Source organism: Parahaliea mediterranea, assembly GCF_003402235.1.
Classification (GTDB): Bacteria; Pseudomonadota; Gammaproteobacteria; order Pseudomonadales; family Halieaceae; genus Parahaliea; species Parahaliea mediterranea.
The window spans coordinates 304,171-323,928 of the sequence record NZ_QEWO01000005.1 but is presented as its reverse complement, the minus strand read 5'-3'; the positions used below and the strand labels follow the sequence as shown (position 1 = coordinate 323,928).

The 19,758-nt window shown below is 65.2% G+C and carries 20 protein-coding genes and 1 other RNA gene; 6 read left to right on the top strand and 15 right to left on the bottom strand.

The annotated features are described in order from the left end of the window. Nucleotide 1: 1 nt before the first annotated feature. The 5 genes from DDZ17_RS16370 to lgt form a co-directional block, all read right to left on the bottom strand. Entirely contained in the window at nt 2-1,396 is a 1,395-nt protein-coding gene (locus DDZ17_RS16370; protein WP_116368037.1) for a MotA/TolQ/ExbB proton channel family protein, read from the bottom strand. Next, nucleotides 1,396-2,181, bottom strand: coding sequence for a DUF3450 domain-containing protein (locus DDZ17_RS16365; RefSeq protein ID WP_116368036.1), 786 nt, complete (start codon nt 2,179-2,181; stop codon nt 1,396-1,398). Before DDZ17_RS16365 ends, DDZ17_RS16370 begins: the two co-directional genes overlap by 1 nt. A 243-nt stretch (nt 2,182-2,424) precedes the next feature. Continuing rightward, on the bottom strand, nt 2,425-2,943 hold the full coding sequence (locus DDZ17_RS16360; protein ID WP_116368035.1) for a dihydrofolate reductase: 519 nt from the start codon (nt 2,941-2,943) through the stop codon (nt 2,425-2,427). Between the two features lie 45 nt (nt 2,944-2,988). After that, complete coding sequence (locus DDZ17_RS16355) at nt 2,989-3,822, bottom strand: thymidylate synthase (protein ID WP_116368034.1); 834 nt, start codon at nt 3,820-3,822, stop codon at nt 2,989-2,991. Further along, entirely contained in the window at nt 3,819-4,631 is an 813-nt protein-coding gene (lgt, locus tag DDZ17_RS16350) for a prolipoprotein diacylglyceryl transferase (protein ID WP_116368033.1), read from the bottom strand. Before lgt ends, DDZ17_RS16355 begins: the two co-directional genes overlap by 4 nt. A gap of 143 nt (nt 4,632-4,774) precedes the next feature. On the opposite strand from lgt, the gene DDZ17_RS16345 reads away from it, so the two are divergent. After that, nucleotides 4,775-5,566, top strand: coding sequence for an NRDE family protein (locus tag DDZ17_RS16345; protein ID WP_116368032.1), 792 nt, complete (start codon nt 4,775-4,777; stop codon nt 5,564-5,566). Between the two features lie 12 nt (nt 5,567-5,578). Here DDZ17_RS16345 and ptsP read toward each other — a convergent pair whose 3' ends face one another. Then, nucleotides 5,579-7,840 carry a phosphoenolpyruvate--protein phosphotransferase gene (gene ptsP, locus DDZ17_RS16340; protein WP_116368031.1) on the bottom strand — a complete coding sequence of 754 codons (2,262 nt, stop codon included), beginning with the start codon at nt 7,838-7,840 and terminating at the stop codon, nt 5,579-5,581. A gap of 5 nt (nt 7,841-7,845) precedes the next feature. Further along, nucleotides 7,846-8,346, bottom strand: coding sequence for an RNA pyrophosphohydrolase (locus DDZ17_RS16335; RefSeq protein ID WP_116368030.1), 501 nt, complete (start codon nt 8,344-8,346; stop codon nt 7,846-7,848). A 131-nt stretch (nt 8,347-8,477) separates the two neighbouring features. Between DDZ17_RS16335 and DDZ17_RS16330 the strand changes: the two genes are divergently transcribed. Beyond that, nucleotides 8,478-9,131 carry a histidinol-phosphatase gene (locus DDZ17_RS16330; protein ID WP_116368029.1) on the top strand — a complete coding sequence of 218 codons (654 nt, stop codon included), beginning with the start codon at nt 8,478-8,480 and terminating at the stop codon, nt 9,129-9,131. A gap of 761 nt (nt 9,132-9,892) precedes the next feature. On the opposite strand, the gene DDZ17_RS16325 is transcribed toward DDZ17_RS16330, so the two are convergent. From DDZ17_RS16325 to DDZ17_RS16300, 6 genes are all read right to left on the bottom strand, one after another. Beyond that, nucleotides 9,893-11,080: a class I SAM-dependent rRNA methyltransferase gene (locus DDZ17_RS16325; protein ID WP_116368256.1), complete on the bottom strand. Its 1,188-nt coding sequence runs from the start codon at nt 11,078-11,080 to the stop codon at nt 9,893-9,895. A 30-nt stretch (nt 11,081-11,110) separates the two neighbouring features. Continuing rightward, a complete protein-coding gene (gene gcvH / locus DDZ17_RS16320; RefSeq protein ID WP_116368028.1) occupies nt 11,111-11,503 on the bottom strand; it encodes a glycine cleavage system protein GcvH in 393 nt (130 codons plus the stop codon). 123 nt (nt 11,504-11,626) lie between these two features. After that, on the bottom strand, nt 11,627-12,841 hold the full coding sequence (locus tag DDZ17_RS16315) for a UbiH/UbiF/VisC/COQ6 family ubiquinone biosynthesis hydroxylase (RefSeq protein ID WP_116368027.1): 1,215 nt from the start codon (nt 12,839-12,841) through the stop codon (nt 11,627-11,629). Next, a complete protein-coding gene (ubiH, locus tag DDZ17_RS16310; RefSeq protein WP_116368026.1) occupies nt 12,838-14,103 on the bottom strand; it encodes a 2-octaprenyl-6-methoxyphenyl hydroxylase in 1,266 nt (421 codons plus the stop codon). Before ubiH ends, DDZ17_RS16315 begins: the two co-directional genes overlap by 4 nt. Continuing rightward, nucleotides 14,100-15,473 (bottom strand): Xaa-Pro aminopeptidase, encoded by a 1,374-nt coding sequence (gene pepP / locus DDZ17_RS16305; RefSeq protein ID WP_277749331.1) that lies wholly within the window; start codon nt 15,471-15,473, stop codon nt 14,100-14,102. Before pepP ends, ubiH begins: the two co-directional genes overlap by 4 nt. 8 nt (nt 15,474-15,481) lie before the next feature. Continuing rightward, nucleotides 15,482-16,078, bottom strand: a complete 597-nt coding sequence (locus DDZ17_RS16300) for a UPF0149 family protein (protein WP_116368024.1) — start codon at nt 16,076-16,078, stop codon at nt 15,482-15,484. 173 nt (nt 16,079-16,251) lie between these two features. Here DDZ17_RS16300 and DDZ17_RS16295 point away from each other — a divergent pair, with 173 nt between their 5' ends. The 4 genes from DDZ17_RS16295 to DDZ17_RS16280 all read left to right on the top strand — a co-directional run bounded on the left by DDZ17_RS16295 (nt 16,252) and on the right by DDZ17_RS16280 (nt 17,618). Beyond that, nucleotides 16,252-16,452, top strand: a complete 201-nt coding sequence (locus tag DDZ17_RS16295) for a TIGR02449 family protein (RefSeq protein ID WP_116368023.1) — start codon at nt 16,252-16,254, stop codon at nt 16,450-16,452. A gap of 4 nt (nt 16,453-16,456) precedes the next feature. After that, a complete protein-coding gene (locus tag DDZ17_RS16290) occupies nt 16,457-16,780 on the top strand; it encodes a cell division protein ZapA (protein WP_116368022.1) in 324 nt (107 codons plus the stop codon). Between the two features lie 51 nt (nt 16,781-16,831). After that, nucleotides 16,832-17,012: non-coding RNA, 6S RNA (ssrS, locus tag DDZ17_RS16285), on the top strand. Between the two features lie 9 nt (nt 17,013-17,021). Continuing rightward, nucleotides 17,022-17,618, top strand: coding sequence for a 5-formyltetrahydrofolate cyclo-ligase (locus DDZ17_RS16280; protein ID WP_116368021.1), 597 nt, complete (start codon nt 17,022-17,024; stop codon nt 17,616-17,618). 29 nt (nt 17,619-17,647) lie between these two features. Here the strand turns inward: DDZ17_RS16280 and DDZ17_RS22470 are convergent, their stop codons facing one another. Then, nucleotides 17,648-17,794, bottom strand: a complete 147-nt coding sequence (locus DDZ17_RS22470; RefSeq protein WP_157976687.1) for a hypothetical protein — start codon at nt 17,792-17,794, stop codon at nt 17,648-17,650. Between the two features lie 271 nt (nt 17,795-18,065). Beyond that, a complete protein-coding gene (gene ilvA / locus DDZ17_RS16275; RefSeq protein WP_116368020.1) occupies nt 18,066-19,592 on the bottom strand; it encodes a threonine ammonia-lyase, biosynthetic in 1,527 nt (508 codons plus the stop codon). Between the last annotated feature and the right edge of the window lie 166 nt (nt 19,593-19,758).

The following is a 19,758-nucleotide window of genomic DNA, read 5'->3' as shown; positions in this document are numbered from 1 at the left end:
ATTATTTACCTCGGGTGCCCTCGGTGTGCTCGGCAATGATCCCGGTGCTCTGCTCGTTCAGCACGTGGATGATGCGCTGGGCGCGGCCATTCACGATGGTGTGCAGCAGTACGGTGGGGATTGCAACCAGCAGACCCAGTACGGTAGTTACCAGGGCGCCGGAAATACCGCCAGCCATGGCTTTGGGATCACCCGCACCGAAGATGGTGATGGCCTGGAAGGTGATAATCATACCGGTCACCGTACCCAGCAGACCCATGAGCGGGGCTACTGCGGAAATGATCTTCAACAGAGTCAGACCACTTTCCAGCTTGGGGGTTTCCTTGAGGATCTGCTCGTCGAGCTTCAGCTCCAGGGTTTCGGTGTCCATGCTGGGGTTGTCTTCGTGCACTTTCAGCACACGGCCCAGCGGGTTGTTGGTGTTGGCCTTGTCAGACTTGAGCTGGCTGCTCACTTTCGCGCTCACGCCGGTCAGGACAATCAGGCGCCAGATGGCCAGCAGGAAGCCGAACACACCCACCGCGGTGATTGCGTAGCCAACGTAGCCACCCTGGTGCCAGCGCTCTTCCAGGTTGGGGCTGTTGATCAGCGCCGCCAGGTAGGAGCCGCCCGTCGGGCCAGTGGGGTCAACACCAAACTTCTGGAAGCCGTCGCCACCGGTGGAGGCCACTAGATCCTTGGCCCAGCCCTGGTAGGGGCCGGAAGGCTGGCGAGACAGTTCTTCCAGGGTGCCTTTGCTCGGCACGAACTGCAGGTATTTGCCTTCTTCGGATACCACGTTGAACAGGCCAATACGGGTAACCTGCTGCTCCACCTTGTCACCGTTGGGCTTGGCGATTTCGGCGTTGAAGGTCACGACCTTGCCGGATTCAACCATTTCGCGCTGCAGTTCATACCAGACGCGCTCGATCTCCTCGATGCTGGGCAGCTTGTCGCTGTCCGCCATCTTCTTGATCAGGCTGTCCAGGAATTCCTGGCGGTTGGGGTACTGGGAGCTGGTCAGTGAGTTCTCCAGGTTGCTGGACAGGTCGCCAGCGGTGGAGGTGAGGTGACCGAACAGTTCGGCCAGGGTACCCAGACGCTCTTTCAGCACTTTCTGCTTTTCGGCGACGGCCAGTTCGTTCTCTTCGAAGGTCACTTCCAGTTCAGTCGACAGCTGTTCCTGGCGGGCGCGCTCGTTCTCGGCCTGTTTCAGCAGGTTGGCCTGCTCGGCCTTGGCCTGGGCAAAGCGCTGCTCGCGGGCGCGGTTTTCTTTCGCTTCAGAAACCTGGCCCTGCTTGACGAACTGCAGCAGTTCCTCCAGAGACTTCGGCTCCTGCGCCTGGGCAAAGCCCGCGGTGAGGGTCAGGGCACCGCTCAAAGCGACAGCGGCGGCGGTTACAAACTTGAATTTCATTACTGAGCCTCCGGCGCTTCAATGGGCAGGTTCATAAGGTCAATGGACGCTTCCTTACGGGCGATACGCAGGCCTTTCATGATGGCGTTGCGGTATTCGCCGCGGTCCAGAGGAACCCAGCTGCGAGTGGATTGGTCCCAGGCACCGGAGATTTCGGTGTCTGTTGTCTGGTACAGCAGGGCAATGCGACCCACGCGGAAGAAGTTAACGTCGCGCTCTACGCCGTCGATTTCGACGCTGCCTTTATAGGCATCGAGCTTGCGGCCGTACTCGGCTTCGATCTTGTAGGCTTCGAGAACCTGACGGAATTTTTCGGCCACGCTGACATCGGAGCGATCCAGATTGGCACGGAGGAAGTCAATACGCTGCTGGCGCTCTTCCATGTGGAAGGGCACATCCAGCTCAACGAATTTTTCCAGGCCGTCAATCATGCGGATGACCAGGGGGGTCATCTGGCGCTGAATCACAGTCACCTGGGCGATGGAATCATCGATGTCGGCAATGCGGGCAATCTGGTTGTCGATCTGCTTCTGCAGACGGCCGTTGTAGACTTTCAGGCCGTCGATCTGCTTGTTGACCGTTTTGTAGTCGTCGAGCAGGTCGCGGGTTTCATCGGCGAGGCGGTCGATCTTCTGCTGCGATTTGCGCGCAGCATCGTTCTTGGCTTCGCCCACCTGAAGAATGGAGTCCAGTGTATTGGCTTGCACGGCTGCCACAGAGCCGAAAACGGCGCCTGTGGTAACCACCGCAGCGATCAATACATTCTTGAATCGATGCATAGTCATGGGAATTGTGCTTCCTTCCAACTGAGTGAATCAGAGCTGAGTGAAAAGTGACTCGGTACTTCTATATAGTGGAAAAGTGAGAGTCGGTAAACCGAGGGGCAGAATTTAAACCCAACGCCTACCCTTTTTCAACGAAAGTCAAAATCTGCTTGAAGAGCCCCCCTCCCTTGTGTAGTTACGTTACACAAATAACTTGTTTCTGCAGCCAAAGTAACACAATGACGTGGGAATTCACCCATCCAACTAACGACTATTAGCCTGTTCGCGCTCGAACACCACGAAACTGTAGTCGTAGCCGTTGGCATCGGCAGCCTTCTGCGGTTCCCGGGAGACTTCCCGCCAGGCGCGCCAGTCCACCGGTGGCAGCACGGCATCCCCCGCCACTACTGCGTGCACTTCGGTAACATAAAAGCGGTCCGCCAGCGGTAGCGCCTCGGCATACAACCCAGGGCCGCCGATCACCATGACCTCGCAGGCCCCGTCCGTGGCGGCCTGCGCCCGCCCCAGGGCCAGTGCCACCGGCAGTGAATCCACCACCGTGGCGCCCTCGGCGCGATAGGCCGGGTTGCGGCTGACCACGATGTTCAGGCGCCCCGGCAGGGGGCGGCCGATCGACTCCCAGGTGCGCCGCCCCATGATCACCGGCTTGCCCAGGGTGTTGCGCTTGAACCAGGCGAGGTCCCCTGGCAGGTGCCAGGGCAGGGTATTGTCGCGCCCCACCACGCCGTTCTCGGCTACCGCCACGATGACCCCGAGCGCCACGGCATTCTCTCTGCAACCTCCGTTCACGCCACTCACACCCGCCACTCACACCGCCACCGGCGCGGGGATGTTGGCATGGGCATCGTAGCCGTGCACGGCAAAGTCCTCGAAGCGGTAGTCGTAGATACTGTCCGGCCGGCGCAGGATTTCCAGCCGCGGCAAGTCGCGGGGAGTGCGCGACAGTTGCTCGCGCACCTGTTCCAGGTGGTTGCTGTAGATGTGGGAGTCACCAGTGGTGATGATGATTTCACCGGGCGCCAGGTCGCACTGCTGGGCCAGCATGTGTACCAGCAGGGCGAGGCTGGCGGTGTTGTAGGGCAGGCCGAGGAAGGAATCGGATGAGCGAATGTACAGCTGCGCCGACAGCCGGCCGCCGGCCACGTAGAACTGGTACAGCAGGTGGCAGGGCGGCAGGGCCATGCGGCCCGCGCGCACGTTGTCCTGGGGGCTCATGGACTCGTCCGGCAGGTACTCAACGTTCCAGCCGTGGAACAGGATGCGCCGGCTGTCGGGTTTGTTGCGCAGGCAATCCACCACGTAGTCAATCTGGTTGATGTGGCCGCCGTCGCGGGTGGGCCAGGCCGTCCACTGGGCGCCGTAGAGGGGGCCGAGGTCGCCGGTCTCGGTGGCCCACTCGTCCCAGATGCTGACGCCGTTGTCCTTCAGCCAACGGGTGTTGGTATCGCCCTTGAGGAACCAGATCAGCTCGTTGGCGATGCTCTTGAAGTGAAGCTTCTTGGTAGTCAGCAGCGGAAAGCCGTCCGCCAGGTCGTGGCGGAACTGGCGGGCAAAGACCGACAGGGTGCCGGTGCCGGTGCGGTCGGCCTTGCGGTGGCCGTTGTCGAGAATGTCTTTGAGCAGTTCCAGGTACGGTTTCATGAGCGGGCGTCCTTGGCGGGCGAGACGGCGCCCCGGCGGTGGGCGTACCACAGCAGGAACAGGCCGAGGCCGATCATCGGCAGGCAGAGCAACTGCCCCCGGGTCATCCAGCCGAAGGCCTGGAAGCCCAGGTGGGCGTCCGGCTCGCGGAAGAATTCAACGAAAAACCGCAGGCAGCCGTAGGCCAGCGAGAACACGCCGGATACGGCCCAGGCAGGCCGCGGCCGGGCGGAATAGAGCATGAGGATGGCAAACAGCACCACGCCCTCCAGGGCAAACTGGTAAAGCTGGGAGGGATGGCGGGCCAGCTGCAGCGGGTCCTTCGGGAACACCATGGCCCAGGGCACATCCGCCGCCCGCCCCCACAGCTCCTGGCCGATGAAGTTGCCCAGGCGCCCCAGCCCCAACCCCACCGGCACCAGCGGGGCGACAAAATCCATCAGGCTGCCAAACACAATGCGGTGCTTGCGGGCGTACAGGTACATGGCCAGCAGCACGCCGAGAAAACCGCCGTGGAAGGACATGCCCCCCTGCCACACCCGCAGCAGCCAGGTGGGGTCGGCCATCCACTGCTCGGTGCCGTAGAACAACGCATAGCCAAAGCGCCCCCCGAGCACCACGCCGAGGGCGCCGTAGAAAATCAGGTCGTCCACCTGCGCGCGCTTGACCGGGCTGTCGGCGCGGGCGCTGCGGCGCACCGCCAACCACCAGGCAAAGGCAAGGCCCGTCAGGTAGGCAAGGCCATACCAATGCACTTTTGCGGGACCGATGGAAAAGGCGACGGGATCGATCTCGGGATAGGGCAGCATGGGGCTCGCAGGGGCAGGTGGATGAACAGCGCGCGCACAGCCGCGGCGCCGGCGGCCATTATCGGCCAGCGCGAGGGGATACTCAATCGCGGCGCTGGCGGGCGGGGATGGCTATTTAACGGCGGGGAAAATAGCATGGCCCCATGTGCCTGATTATTTTCGCCTACCGCTGCCATCCCGATTACCCCCTGCTCATGGCGGCCAACCGGGACGAGTTCCACGCCCGCCCCACCGCCGCCTCGGGCTTCTGGCCCGCCCGTCCCCACCTGCTGGCCGGACGCGACCTGCAGGCCGGCGGCACCTGGATGGGCATCACCCGCGGTGGGCGCTTTGCCGCCATCACCAATTTCCGCGACCCGTCCCGCAGCGCACCGGCACCCCGCTCACGGGGTGAACTGCCACTGGACTGGCTGGATGGGCAAGAGCCGCCCCGGCAATGGCTGGCCCGACGGGCGGAGCAGGCTGGGCAGTACGCCGGCTTCAACCTGCTGTTCGGCGATCGCCATGCGCTGTGGTACTGGAGCAATGCCGGCGGTGGTGGCCAGCGGGCGCTGGCGCCCGGTCTCTATGGCCTGAGCAATGCCAGCCTCGATACCCCCTGGCCCAAGGTCGAACTGGGTAAACAGCGCCTGCAGAACCTGCTTGTGCGGGGTAACAAGGTGGGCAAGAAGGGCGAGCTACAGTTACACGAGGCATTGCAGGACATCGTTCAGGATCGGCGCCTGGCGGCCCCCGATGCCCTGGCGCCACTGGGACTGGGAGAGGCAATGGATGAGCAACTATCAGCCCAGTTCATCTGCACCAGCGCCTACGGCACCCGTGCCACCACCACCCTGGCGGTAAGCCGCGCGGGCACGATGGATTGGCGCGAAACCAGTTTCGACGCCAGTGGCCGGGAAAGCGGGTCGCACCGGGAGCGTTTTACCCTGGCTTGAAGCCCCTGCAACTCAGCGGGAGCGGCTGAAGCTCTGCAGGCCGCTCTCTACCATCAGGGCCTCCAGGCGCCGGGTGACCGCCGCCGCGTCCTCCATCGCCATGACCTCCGCCAGCACCTCACAGGCCCTGGCATGGGTGAGCTTGCGCAGAACCTGCTTGACCCGCGGCAGGCTGGTGGCGTTCATCGACAGCACGTTGTAGCCCATGGCAAGCATCAGCACCGCACCCAGCGGGTCGCCGGCCAGCTCGCCGCAGATCCCCACCGGCTTGCCCTCGCTCTGCCCCGCCTCGGCCACAGAGCGCAGGGCCTGCAGGACAGCCGGGTGGAAGGAGTGGTACAAATCCGCCACCCGGGCGTTGTTGCGATCCACCGCCAGCAGGTACTGGGTCAGGTCGTTGCTGCCCACCGACAGAAAGTCCACCCGCCGCGCCAGGGCGCGCGCCTGGTACACCGCCGAGGGCACCTCCACCATCACCCCGATCGGCGGTAATTCACCGGCAAAGCCCTCCTGCTGCAATTCGCGGTGGCTGCGGCGAATCAGCACCAGAGCCTCGTCCAGCTCGGCGATATTGCTGACCATGGGCAGCATGATGCGCAGGTTGCCAAGGCCCTCGTTGGCCTTGAGCATGGCCCGCACCTGGGCCAGGAAAATTTCCGGATGGTCGAGGGTGACGCGAATGCCGCGCCAGCCGAGGAAGGGGTTGTCCTCCTCGATGGGAAAATAGGGCAGGGCCTTGTCGCCGCCGATATCCAGGGTGCGCATGGTCACCGGCCTGGGGGCAAAGGCCTGCAGCTGTTCGCGGTAAATCTGGCGCTGCTCTTCTTCCGAGGGGAAGCGGTCGCGCAGCAGGAAGGGCACCTCGGTGCGGTACAGGCCGACCCCTTCGGCACCCTGATCCAGGGAGCGGCCCACATCCACCATCAGCCCGGTATTGACCCACAGCGGCAGGCGGTGGCCGTCCAGGGTTTCGCAGGGCAGGTCGCGCAGGGCCTCCAGATCCTTGTTGATGGCCAGGTCTTCATTGAGCAGGTCCTGGAAGCGCTGACGCACTTCGGGCACCGGGTTGAGATGCACGGCGCCCTGGTAGCCGTCGACAATCACCTCCCGGTCCTGCAGGCGCGCGTAGGGCAAATCCACCGCCCCCATCACCGTTGGGATGCCCATGGCGCGGGCCAGAATGGCCACGTGGGAATTACCCGAGCCGCGCACGGAAATCAGCCCGACGAGCTGGTCCCGCGGCACTTCGCCCAAGGCCGTGGCGGTGAGCTCCTCGCCCACCAGAATGCACTGCTCGGGGTAGTCTTTGTCGCGGCTGGTGTCATTGGCCTGCAGGTAGGACAGCACCCGGGTGCCGAGGTCTTTCACATCCACCGCGCGCTCGCGCAGGTAGCTGTGCTCCATGCGCTCAAAATGGCGGATGTGCTTGATCATCACCTGGCTCAGGGCGCCCTGGGCCCAGTGCCCGGCCTTGATCAGGGCCGCCACTTCGCCGCCAATGGCGGAGTCGTCCAGAATGCCGAGGTAGACATCGAAAAGCGCGTGATCCTCGGCGCTCATCTCGCCACGCAGGTTGTCGGACACTGCGCGAATGTCGGCCTGCACGGCGTTCAGGGCCTGGCGAAAGGCGCGCAGTTCGGCGCGGCGGTTGTTGACGATGCGCTTGGGCACCGCGAAAAGATCAGCCTCCGGCGACACCACGACCACCGTGCCGATGGCAATGCCGGGAGCGCCGGGTATGCCGTTGATCCGGGCCGGCTCGGCCCCGTCCAGCAGCTCTTCCTGCACTGCGCCGGTCACCTGGGCGTGGGCAATCACCCCCGCCAGCTGGGCCGACATGGTGACCAGGAAGGCCTCGTCGTCCTCATCGAAGCGACGGCGCTGGGCCTGCTGCACCACCAGCACCCCTAGCACATCGCGCTGGTGGATGATGGGCACCCCAAGGAAGGCGTGGAAGGCCTCTTCACCAATGCCCTGCAGGAACTGGAAGGCGGGGTGAGTCTCCGCATCCTCCAGGTTGATCGGCTCTTCGCGCTCGGCCACCAGCCCCACCAGGCCCTCGCCGGAGGCCAGGCTGGCCTGGCCGACCAGGCGCTTGTTCAGGCCCTCGGTGGCGCGAAAAATATAGCGGTTGCTCAGTGGGTCGCGCATGTACACGCTGCACACCTCGGTCCCCATGGCATCGCGCACCCGGCGCACAATGATGTCCAGGGCCTCGTTGAGGCCCTCGGCGGCGTTCACCTCCTGGACAATATGGCGCAGGGTTTCCAGCATGGCGCTTACAGCCCCGCCGGCTGCTGGATCCGGCGGCCCACCACCTGGGCCATTTCCTTGAGGGCGCGGCGGTAGACTTCGCGCTTGAAGGGCACCACTTGATCCAGGGGATACCAGTAGCTGACCCACTCCCAGTGGTCGAATTCGGGCTTGTCGTTGCAGTCGAGGCGCACCGCCGCGTCATCGGCGAGCATGCGCAGCAGGAACCACTTCTGCTTCTGGCCGATGCACAGCGGCTGCTGGCCGCGGCGGATAAAGCGCTTGGGCAGGCGATAGCGCAACCAGCCGCGGGTCGAGCCGAGGATTTCCACCGCCTCCGGCTTCAGGCCGACCTCTTCCCACAGTTCGCGGTACAGAGCGTCCTCTGCAGACTCGCCGCGGTTGATGCCGCCCTGGGGGAACTGCCAGGCATCCTTACCGCCGATGCGGCGCGCCCATAACAGGCGGCCTTCGCGGTTAGCGAGCATGATGCCCACGTTGGGGCGGAAGCCTTCTGAATCGATCACCCTGAATCATTGCCTTTTATTGTGGGCCGGCTATTGTTCCACACTTTCTCGCCCCTGAGAAACGGCCCCCGCGTCGGGTTTTACAGCGCCGCCGACCCCCGCTATCCTGCGCCGCACAGCAGGAGAGCCCCGTGACACTAGCCATTTTCGACCTTGATAACACCCTGATTGCCGGCGACAGCGACCACTTGTGGGGCTGTTTCGTCTGCGACCGCGGCCTGGTGGACGGCGCTGAATTCGCCGAGCGCAATGAACAGTTCTACCGCGACTACCAGTCGGGCCAGCTCGACATCCAGGCCTACCTGCGCTTTGCCCTCGCCCCCCTCGCCGGCCGCGACCCGGCGGAACTCGCCGCCTGGCACGCCGATTTCATGCGCAGCGTGATCGAGCCCCTGCTGCTGCCCAGCGCCCGCGCGCTGATCGAGGATCACCGCCAGCGCGGCCACCGCCTGCTGGTGATCACCGCTACCAATGAGTTCATCACCCGGCCGATTGCCAGCGCGATGGGTATTGATGAGCTGCTGGCCTGTGAGGCGGAGCGGGTTGATGGCCTCTACACCGGAGAGCCGACGGGGATTCCCTCGTTTGGCGAGGGCAAGGTGGTACGCCTGGAGGCCTGGCGCAAGGCGCAGGGTGAATCGCTGGAGGGGGCGTGGTTTTATTCCGATTCGCACAATGATTTGCCGCTGTTGAAGCGGGTGGACAATCCGGTGGCGGTGGATCCGGATGACACCTTGCGGGCGTACGCGGAGGCTGAGGGCTGGGAGGTGATTTCCCTGCGTTGAGCGTGGTCATTGGCGGCCTTACGGCCGCTGCGCTGCCGGCGATCAGGTGAGCTCTTTTACTCCATTACGGGCGCATGCGGTGCGCGTTCCTTTTATTGTTTTTTACCTCGTTAGTTGCAGACGGCTTTGGTTGTGGCGCCTGAGTGCACAGTATTTTGGGCACGTTGATCTTTCTGAAGTTCGGTAGTGCCCTTCGCGGTGGTTGGAGACGAGGTAAGCTGGGATCGAGTTCGCATCCGACGCCCTCCAAGTCCGTAAAAGACTCACCTGTTCACCGGCAACGCGTCGGGTTGGCGATGCAGTGTCACACTGGTTTCGTTCTCAGTGAGGGCTACAGGAATAGGGGCTGGGTGTGACTGCTAAGCCATGCCGTTGTTGAAGTAACACTGGTGAAGCGTATTGGACAGCCCAAAGGCCACTTAACTCGCAGCACCAACCCTCTCCACCCGCAGTGACAACCCTGCCATTGGCACCCGCATGGACGTCGACAGGTGAAGCCCTTTTGCGGACTTGGAAGGCGGCGGCTGTGGGCTCGGTCTGCGCTTACCTCGTCTCGCAGCATCGCGAAGGGCACTGCCGAACTTCAGGACTATCTACGCGCCAGTAATCCTGTGCACTCGGTGCCACAACCAAAGCCGTTTGCAACTAACGAGGTACAACCAACCAAAGGAAGGCACACCGAACGCCTGGAATGGAGCAAAAGGGTTTCACCTGGCGGCGGCGATGCGGCGGCGATGCAGCGGCCGTTAGGCCACCCAATACTAAACAACCCGAAAAAACAAAGCCTTCAGATACTCCGTCTCCAGAATCGCCGGATGGATCGGGTGATCCGCCCCCTGCGCGCCCTGCTCGATCAGGCGCACCTGCCGGTTTGCCCGCACCGCTGCCGCCTGCACGGCAGCCACCAGATCCGCACGCTCCAGGTGCATCGAGCAGGAGCCCGACACCAGCACACCGCCCGGCGCGAGGAGCTTCAAACCCAACCCATTGATGCGCTGATACGCCTTGATGCCCTTTTTAATATCCCGCTTGCGCTGGATAAACGCCGGCGGGTCGAGAATGACCACCCCAAAGCGACGCCCCTCGGCCACCAGGGCCTCCATCGCCTCGGCAGCGCTGCCCTGCAAGGTGGTAACACGGTCTTGCACGCCGTTCTGGCGGGCATTGACGTCCACGCCGTCCAGGGCCGTGGCGGAGCTGTCCAGGCAACAGACTGAGCTGGCGCCGAAGGCAGCGGCCTGAATGCCCCAGCCGCCAATGTAGCTGTACACATCCAGCACATCGCGGCCTTTGACGTAGGGCGCCAGGCGCGCCCGGGCCATGCGGTGGTCGTAGAACCAGCCGGTTTTCTGGCCGGCGTGTACGGGCGCCAGAAACCGCACGCCGTTTTCTTCCAGTGCCAGTTGTTCCGGCACTTCGCCATGCACCACCGCGACGCGGTCTTCAAGGCCCTGCTCGCGGCGGTTGCGGCTGTCGGCCCGCAGCAAAATGCCCGCCGGAGCCAGCAATGCGACGAGGGCGGCGATGATCTCGCGCTCGTAGCGCTCGATGCCGGCGTTGTTGAACTGCACCACCAGGTAGTTGCCGAAGCGATCGACCACCAACCCCGGCAGCAGATCGCTGTCGCCATACACCAGGCGGTAGTAAGGCTGCTCGAAGGCGAGTTGCCGTGTGGCCAGGGCGTTGGCCAGCGCCGCAGGCAGTTCGGTGCCGAGCTGGGCTTCGCGCCCGGGTGCGTAGAGCCGGGCGCAGATCAGGCTGTTCGGTTCCAGGTAGACACTGCCCAGCAGGGCGCCATTGCTGGCGCGCACGCTGGCGCAGTCACCCGCCGCAAAGGCGGCCAGAGGGCTGCGGGCGGTATCCACTTCGTTGGAAAAGACCCACAGGTGCCCCGCGCGCAGGCGGCGCTCGGCGCCTTTGCGCAGGAAGAGGTCAGCGTGTTGGGGCATGCGGCGATGCGGCGCCAAGCGCCGGCGCAATCAGTCTTCGTCGTCGCAGTGTTGCTGGTAGTCCTCGGCGGACAGCAGTTTGTCCAGCTCCCCGGTATCGGTGGGCTGGAGTTTGTAGAACCAGCCATCGTTGTAGGGGTCGGCGTTGACAGTTTCCGGCTCGTCCTCAAGGGCGCTGTTCACGGCAATCACTTCGCCGCCAATGGGAGCGTAGATGTCGGAGGCGGCCTTCACCGACTCCACAACGCCGGCGTCATCACCCGCCGCCAGGGTATCGCCCACACCGGGCAGTTCCACAAATACAACATCGCCCAGCGCTTCCTGGGCGTGGTCGGTGATACCGACGGTCACCGTGCCGTCCTCTTCCAAGCGCGCCCATTCGTGGCTGCTGGCGTACTTCAATTCACTGGGGGTCTGGCTCATGGTGATCCCTCGTCGGAGGCTAGTGGGCGAGCGGCCCGGGGGCCGCTGTTAACAAGGGCGCCATTCTAACCGCCCCGCTGCGTAATCCCCAACCCTGCGGCGCTAAAATCTGCCGCTGGCTGCCTAGCCGCCAAGCCCCATGGCCCGGCGCATGATTTCCTGCTTGAGCGGCACCGCCCGGTGCACGGCGCCCATGCCGGCGCTGCGCAACCAGCGCAGGGGCAGGGCCTGCTGCTCGAACAGGGTCTTGAAGGCATCCATGGCGCCCATCATGAGCAGATTTTCGCCCTTGCGCCGGCGCTGGTAGCGGCGCAGCACTTCCAACTGGCCCACGTCGCGCCCGCGGCGGTGGGCCGCGAGTACCTCTTCCGCCAACGCGGCGACATCCTTGAAACCGAGGTTGATGCCCTGCCCGGCCAGTGGATGGATGGTGTGGGCGGCATCGCCCACCAGGGCCACGCGGGGCTGCACGTAATCCACCGCGTGGCGCTGGCGCAGGGGGAAGGCCGCGCGCGGGGACGCCGCCAGCACCCGGCCCAGGCGGTGCTCGAAAGCCTCGCCCAGGCGCCGGCAGAAGGCCTTGTCATCCAGGGACAGCACTTCGTCGGCCAACGCATCCTGCAGGGACCAGACGATGGAGCACACAGGGCGCCCGGACTCGCCCGGCAGGGGCAGGAAGGCCAGCGGCCCGGAGGGCAAAAAGCGCTGCCAGGCGGTGTGCTGGTGCGGCTGCTCGGTCATCACCGTGGTGACCAGGGCGCGGTGACCGTAGTCCCACTCCCGGGTGCGAAACGCCATCATCGAACGCACGCTGGACAAGGCGCCGTCCGCCGCCACCAGCAGGCCGGCGCGCAGTTTCTCACCCTCCGCCAGCGACAGGGTGATGCCGTCATCATCGCGCGCCAGCCCGGCAAGCTTGCCCGCCACCACCCGCACATCGCCCGCCGCCTGCAGGCGACCGACCAGGGCGTTGACCACCGCGCGATTCTCCACGATGTGGCCGAGGGCGGCGCAGTCCACATCCGCGGCGTCGAATTCGATATGGCCGGTGCCCTCGGCATCCCACACCGTCATGTGCTGATAGGGACAGTGCCGGTAGGCGGTGATGTCCGGCCAGGCCGCTAGGCGCTCCAGCAGCGCAACCGATTCCGGGCTGAGGGCGCTGACCCGGGTATCGAAACTGGCGACATCCCGCTCGGCGGGCAATGGCGCCGCCAGCAGCGGCCGCGACTCGATCAGGGCCAGGCGCAGGCCCTGGCCAGACAGCGCCAGCGCCAGTGCGGTGCCGGCCATGCCAGCGCCGACGATGGCGATATCAACATCCCGCCCGCCGTTCATGGGGCAGCCTCCTCGCGCGTATTCAGGGCGGCAACGCCCGCGGCATAGCGTACAAACTCGCGCTTCAGCCGGGGCGCCACATCCAGCCCGGACAGGGCCAGGTCGCGCCCCAGTCCCAGCAGCGGATCGGGGTGCATGAACAGGGCGGGCAGCAAATCGCTGGCGCCGATGGTGCGCCGCTGGTCCGCTTGCTGGGCGCGCAGGTAACGCTGCAGCAGCGCCAGCTCGCCATAGCGGCCGTCCTCGGCGGCGGCCAATACCTGCGCCAGGCGAGCGGCATCGCGCAGCGCCAGGTTGAAGCCCTGCCCCGCCACCGGGTGCAGGGTGTGGGCCGCGTTGCCCATCACCACCACCCCCTGGCGCACCTGTTCGCTGCTCTGGCGCAGGGCCAGGGGATAGGTGTGCCGCTCTCCCGCGCGCAAAAAGCGGCCCAGGCGATAGCCAAAGGCCTGTTGCAGCTCGGCGATGAAATCTGCTTCCGGCGCCGCCTGCAGGGCCTCGGCCCGCTCCGGCGGCAGGGCCCACACCAGGGCGCTGCGGTGGGCGCTGCCAGCGGCCGCCACCAAAGGCAGCAGGGCCAGCGGGCCGGACCCGGTAAAACGTTCGAAGGCACAACCACGGTGGGGCTCGGCAAAGGCGACATTGGCGATCAGGGCCTGCTGGCCATAGGGCTTGTCGCGCGAGGTCATGCCCAGGGATTCGCGCAGGGCGGAATCGGCTCCGTCGGCCACCACCAGCAGGCTGGCCTGCAGGCAGTGTGCCTCATCGCCCTGCTGCAGATGCACGGCGCAGCCCGCGCCCGCCGCCTCAACCCGGCTGACCTGGGCCGGGCTCACCACCTCAACCCGCCCCTGCCGGTGCAGCGCCTCGGCCAGGCCGTGGCCAAGCCAGCTGTTCTCCACCACATAGCCCAGGGCCGGCCAACCGTGCTCGGCCGCCGCCAGCACCGCGCTGCCAAAGCGGCCGCGCCGCGACACATGGATGGTATCAATGGCGCAGGCGCGTTCGGTCAGCGCCGGCCACAGGCCGCTGCGCTCGAACAGCAAACGCGAACTGTAACTGAGGGCGGTGGAACGGGCGTCGAAGGAGGGGTGCGCCGCCGTGGCGCCAGCCGCCGGGAAGGGAAAGCGCTCGACCAGGGTAATTCGCGCCGCTGGCGGCAGGGCCTCGGCCAGCAGCAGGGCGAGGCTGACCCCCACCATGCCGCCGCCGGCGATGACGATATCGCGCTGCTGATGCACGGCCGCGGGGGCGCTGCTCATCGCCCGGCCGTTGCGCTTGCCGCGCCCGCAGCCATGAGCGCCTCGACCTCCGCCACGGTGCGCGGCACGCCCTCGGTCAGCACGTCGTGGCCCTGCGCGGTGACGGCCACGTTATCTTCAATACGGATGCCAATGCCGCGCCAGCGTGGCTCCACTTTCGGGTTGTCCGGCGCCACGTAGATGCCGGGCTCCACGGTCATCACCATGCCCGGCTCCAGCAGCCGCCAGGCGCCGCCCACCCGGTAATCGCCCACGTCGTGCACATCCAGCCCCAGCCAGTGGCCGGCCCGGTGCATGTAGAAATCGCGGTAGGCGCCGCGCTCGATCAGGCTGGACACCTTGCCCTTCAGAAGCCCCAAACGCACCAGACCCTCGGTGATGACGCGCACGGTCTCGTCATGGGGCTGGTTCCAGTGGTTGCCGGGGCGAATGGCCTCGAAGGCGGCCTGCTGGGCCGCCAGCACCACCTCGTACAGGGCTTTTTGCTGGCGGTTAAAGCGCCCCCCCACCGGGAAGGTGCGGGTGACATCCGCCGCGTAGCCCTCCAGTTCGCAGCCGGCGTCAATCAGCACCAGCTCGCCCTTTTTCATTTTCGCACTGTTGTCCACATAGTGCAGGATGCAGCCGTTGGCACCGCTGCCCACGATCGTGGCATAGGCCGGGTGGCGCGCGCCGGCCATGGCAAACTCGTGCAGTATCTCTGCCTCCAGTTGGTATTCGTACTGGCCGGGCTGGCAGAACTGCATGGCCCGGCAGTGGGCGCGGGCGGTGATCTCGCCGGCCCGACGCATCACCCGCAACTCCGCGGCGCTTTTGATCAGGCGCAACTCGTGCAGCATGTGGTCGAGATCGGTCAGCTCCCCCGGCGGCACCGCACCGCTGGCCTCGCGTGCGCGGATCTGGTTGACCCAGGTCATCACCTGGCGATCGAAATCCGCACTGCGGCCCATGGAGTAGTACACCCGCCGCCGCCCCTCGATCAGGCCCGGCAGGATGTCGTCGATATCCCCCACCGGAAACGCATCGTCGGCACCGTAGTGGGCACACACACCCTCCGGGCCCTGGCGGTAGCCGTGCCACAGCTCCTTTTGCGGGTCGCGCTCGCGGCAGAACATCACGAACTCACCGTGCTCGCGGCCCGGCACCAGCACCATGACCGCGTCCGGCTCGTTAAAACCGCAGAGGTAGTAAAAGTCGCTGTCCTGGCGAAAGGGAAACTCGGTGTCGCGGCTGCGCGTCAGCTCCCGGGCCGAAGGGATGATGGCAATACTGCCGGGCTCCATCATGGCCATGAAGTGGCCGCGGCGGCGCGCGTACTCGGCCCGGGGGATACCCGTGGCCGCCGGCTTCTGCGCCGGGCGTTTTTGCACGGCGCCCATCAGTGCAGCGACGGCGAGCCGGCATCACTGGCGGCGGCGCGTCCCTGGGTGTCCATGAAGACATTCAGTGCGGCAAAACGCAGGTATTCAACGATCTCCGCGTAATTGCCCTCGGATTCATCTTCCGGCAGATCTTCATCCACACCGGCCTGGGCGATGTTGGCGATATCCCGCAGGATCTCCGCGCTGTCACCCGGCAGGCTGGCATCACCGCTGCCGGCGCTGGCGGTGGCCCGGGCGTAGCCGGCCATAAAGCCCCGGCACCAGGCGCCCAGCGCCAGCACCCGCAGGTCGAGGTCGGTGTCGTCTTCCGGCAGCAGGGGGTGGAAGTCAAATTCCTCGTCCTGCAAGGCCGCCAGCGTAACGCTGTACAGCTCCAGCATGCACTCGGCCAGCTCGCCGTGCAGGTCCAGGTTAAGGGCCTGGTTCAGGCCGGCGAGGCCGGCGGCGGGCTCGCCCACGGCGCCGGCCGCCATCAGGCCGGTCAGGCAGCCGTGCAGTTCCGAGGGCGAGCACTGTTCGCCCTGCTCTACCAGGTGGTCGGCGATTTCGTCAAAATCGAATACCCGGCCCGCGCCGGGCAAGTCGTCGAACATAGGGGGTTCCGCCTGTTGGCCGCGGCGCCACCCAGTTACAGCTAAAACTGGAAATCGCCGGCAGGCCTTTGAAAAATCAGTGTTTTATTTCACGCCCCCACGGGCGCGAGCGTTGACCTCATTGTGGCGCCCGCCTATAGTGAGGGCACCGCAACGCACGCTAGTATAACGCCATGGCCGACAACCCGCTCAAGGCACTGGAGAGTAAGATCGACCAGTTGATCAGCCTGTGTCAGGATCTGAACCAGGAAAACCAGGCACTCAAGGCCCAGGCCGCGCGCTGGGAAACCGAGCGCAAAGACCTGATCGACAAGAACGAACTGGCACGCGGCAAGGTCGAAGCCATGATCGATCGCCTGCGGGCCATGGAGTAGCACCGTGAGCCATCCCAACACTGTCACCGTTCGCATCCTCGACAAAGACTACCAGGTCGCCTGCCCGCAAGAGCAGCAGTCCGAGTTGCTGGTGTCCGCCCGCTACCTCGACAAGCAGATGCGCGCCATCCGCGACACCGGCAAGGTGATCGGCGTGGAGCGCATCGCCGTCATGGCGGCGCTCAATATCAGCTATGAACTGCTCAAGGCCTCGGAGCAGGGCGAACCCGGCACCAGCCTCGCCGACGCAGACCCGAACGAGGTGAGCCAGCTCAATCGCAAGATTGACGATGCGCTCTACCACCTGCGCCAGCTGGAAATTGGCTGATATCCACTGGCCGGGGCGAAACCCGCCGCTCACTGCGCTATAATCGCCGGCGGATCCCTGGTGTATTCGCCAGGCAGACAGTCCTCGAGCCGATATTTGTACAACCGGGGGCTGCCAGCGACTGCTGTTGTGCAGGTCCGGTACAAGCCGGAAAGCCTGAAGCGGTTCGGTAGCCACCACCTTGAACCATCGGGTTCAAGGGCAGCACTGCCAGCGGTATACCGGGAATCCATCCCCTTCCATGACACGATCCACCTGCTCACCCAGCTCCAAGGCCAGCCTGCGCAGCGCGCTGCGAGAGCGCCGCCGTCGCCTTGACCCGACCGGGCAGCGAGCCGCCGCCAAGGCCGCGGCGCAGCATATCCAGCAATTGCCGGACTGGGCCGCCCTGCAGCACATTGCCCTGTACCTGGCCACCGATGGCGAACTTGACCCGCAGCCCATCGCCGACCTGTGCCGACGCAGCGGCAAACACCTGTACCTGCCGCGCCTGGCGGCCGGCAAACAACTGCAATTTGCACTCTGGGAAGCAGGTGGCTCCCTGGTGAATAACCGCTACGGCATCGCCGAGCCCGATGCAGCGGCGGCGCGCTGCCCGGTTTCGGCACTGGACCTGATGCTGCTGCCGCTGGTGGGCTGGGATCGCGCCGGCAACCGGCTGGGAATGGGGGGCGGTTATTACGACCGCACCCTGGCGGCGCACCGGCCGCGCTGGCTGGTGGGGCTAGCCCACAGTGTGCAGGAGGTGGCCCGGCTACCCGCTGAGCCCTGGGATATCAAACTGGATTGCGTGGTGACTGAACAGGGCCTGGTGCACTGCACCGGCCCCAGCGACTGAACACCGCTGCCCCGCGAGGGCGGCCCGGCTCAGTCTTCGACGATCACACCCGCCTGCAGCTCAGATGCCGGCGCGGCCACGGTGTCATTCGCCGCCATGGGCATCATGAGGGTGACCAGCACACCCACGCCAAATGCCGCCATCAGGATCAGCAGAAAATCCGGTCTACGTTTCACTTTCTGGTACTCTCGCTCAAATTTGCGCTTTCACTTCGCGCTTCACACCTGAACCCTGGCGCTCTCCGTCGCCCTGGGCGCTATCCCCGCTGTTTGTGAAGCCCTTTTTATGCACGGTGAGAACCGGGTCACTGGCTCGCACAGTTTATTTGGCAATTTGTCACAAACTGTGGCGAGTCTAGCCCAGCGCCCGCGGGATTAAAAGCCAGAAACCCGCATAAACACTGGGTTAATTCGACTTTTTACGTATTTTCCGGCGGATGGGCGGCAATCAGGCGCCGGGGCGCCCGAGATAGAGCCGGTAGGCCACGTTGTCGCTCTCGTCCCAGTAGCGGTAACCCACCTCGTCGAGCACCTGGCGAAACTGCCCGCGCTCGTTGCGCGGCACCTGCACGCCCACCAGAATGCGGCCGTAGGCGGCACCGTGGTTGCGGTAGTGGAACATGGAGATATTCCAGTTCTGGCCAAGGCCAGACAGGAACCTGAGCAGCGCACCGGGGCGCTCGGGAAACTCCACCCGGTAGACCACTTCGTTGTCGACCTCCGCCGGCGCGCGCCCGCCTACCATGTGGCGGATGTGCAGCTTGGCCATCTCGTTGCTGGTGAGGTCTTCGCACTCGTAGCCGTCGGCGCGCAGCTCGGCCAGCAGCTCCTGGAAGTCGGGGCCGGGGGTGATGCTGAGGCCCACGAACACCAGGGCCCGGTCCGGCCCGGCGTAGCGGTAGTTGAATTCGGTGATGTTGCGCCGCCCCAGGGCACTGCAAAACGCCCGGAAGCTGCCCTTGCGCTCGGGGATGGTGACGCTGATGACCGCCTCGCGCTGCTCACCGATTTCGGTGCGCTCGGAAATGTAGCGCAGGCGGTCGAAGTTGGTGTTGGCGCCGCTGACAATGGCCAGCAGATCCTGCCCCGCCACGCCGCTGCGCTCCACATACTTCTTCATGCCGGCCAGGGCCAGTGCCCCGGCGGGCTCGGCAATGCTGCGGGTGTCCTCGAAGATGTCCTTGATGGCCGCGCACATTTCATCCGTGGTGGCGGTGATGACTTCGTCCACGGTGTCGCGAATCACCCGGAAGGTTTCCTTGCCGATCTGCGCCACGGCGCAGCCCTCGGCGAACAGCCCCACTTCAGGCAGGCGGTCGCGGCGGCCGCGCTCCAGCGCCAGCTTGAGGCAGGCGGCATCTTCCGGCTCTACGCCGATGATGCGGGTATCGGGCCAGACATAGCGGATGTAGGCGGCAACACCGGCCAGCAGGCCGCCGCCACCCACCGGCACAAAAATCGCGTGCAGCGGCTCCTGCCGCTGGCGCACGATTTCCATGCCAACTGTACCCTGACCGGCAATCACATCGGGGTCGTCGAAAGGGTGCACGTAAACCAGGCCCTTGCTGTCCACCAGTTCCTGGGCCCTGGCGGCGGCCTCTTCAAAGGAGTCCCCGTGCAACACCACCTTGGCGCCCCAGTTGCGCACCGCATCCACCTTGATCAGCGGCGTGGTGCGGGGCATGACGATAGTGGCCTTTACCGCCATGCGCTGGGCGGCCATGGCCAGGCCCTGGGCGTGGTTGCCGGCGGATGCCGCCACCACCCCCCGCGCGCGCTCCTGCTCGCTGAGCTGGTGCATTTTGTTGTAGGCGCCGCGCAGCTTGAAGGAGAACACCGGCTGCAAATCTTCGCGCTTGAGCCACACACGATTGCCAAGGCGCGCCGACATCAAGCCCGCGTCCTGCACCGGCGTCTCCCGCGCCACATCGTAAACACGGGCGTCGAGTATGCGTTTTATGTAGCTCTGGGGCATGGCGATTCAGGCACTGTGGGAAAGGGAACAGGGCATGGTAATGGAGGCCGGCGTTTTTTTCAGCCCTAGCCCCGGCGGTTTTTTCAGCCCTGGCCCCGGCGCTTTCGGTAATTTTGGTGCTTCACTCACCCGGCTTTCCTATAATGGGCGCCACGCCCGTCGGGCC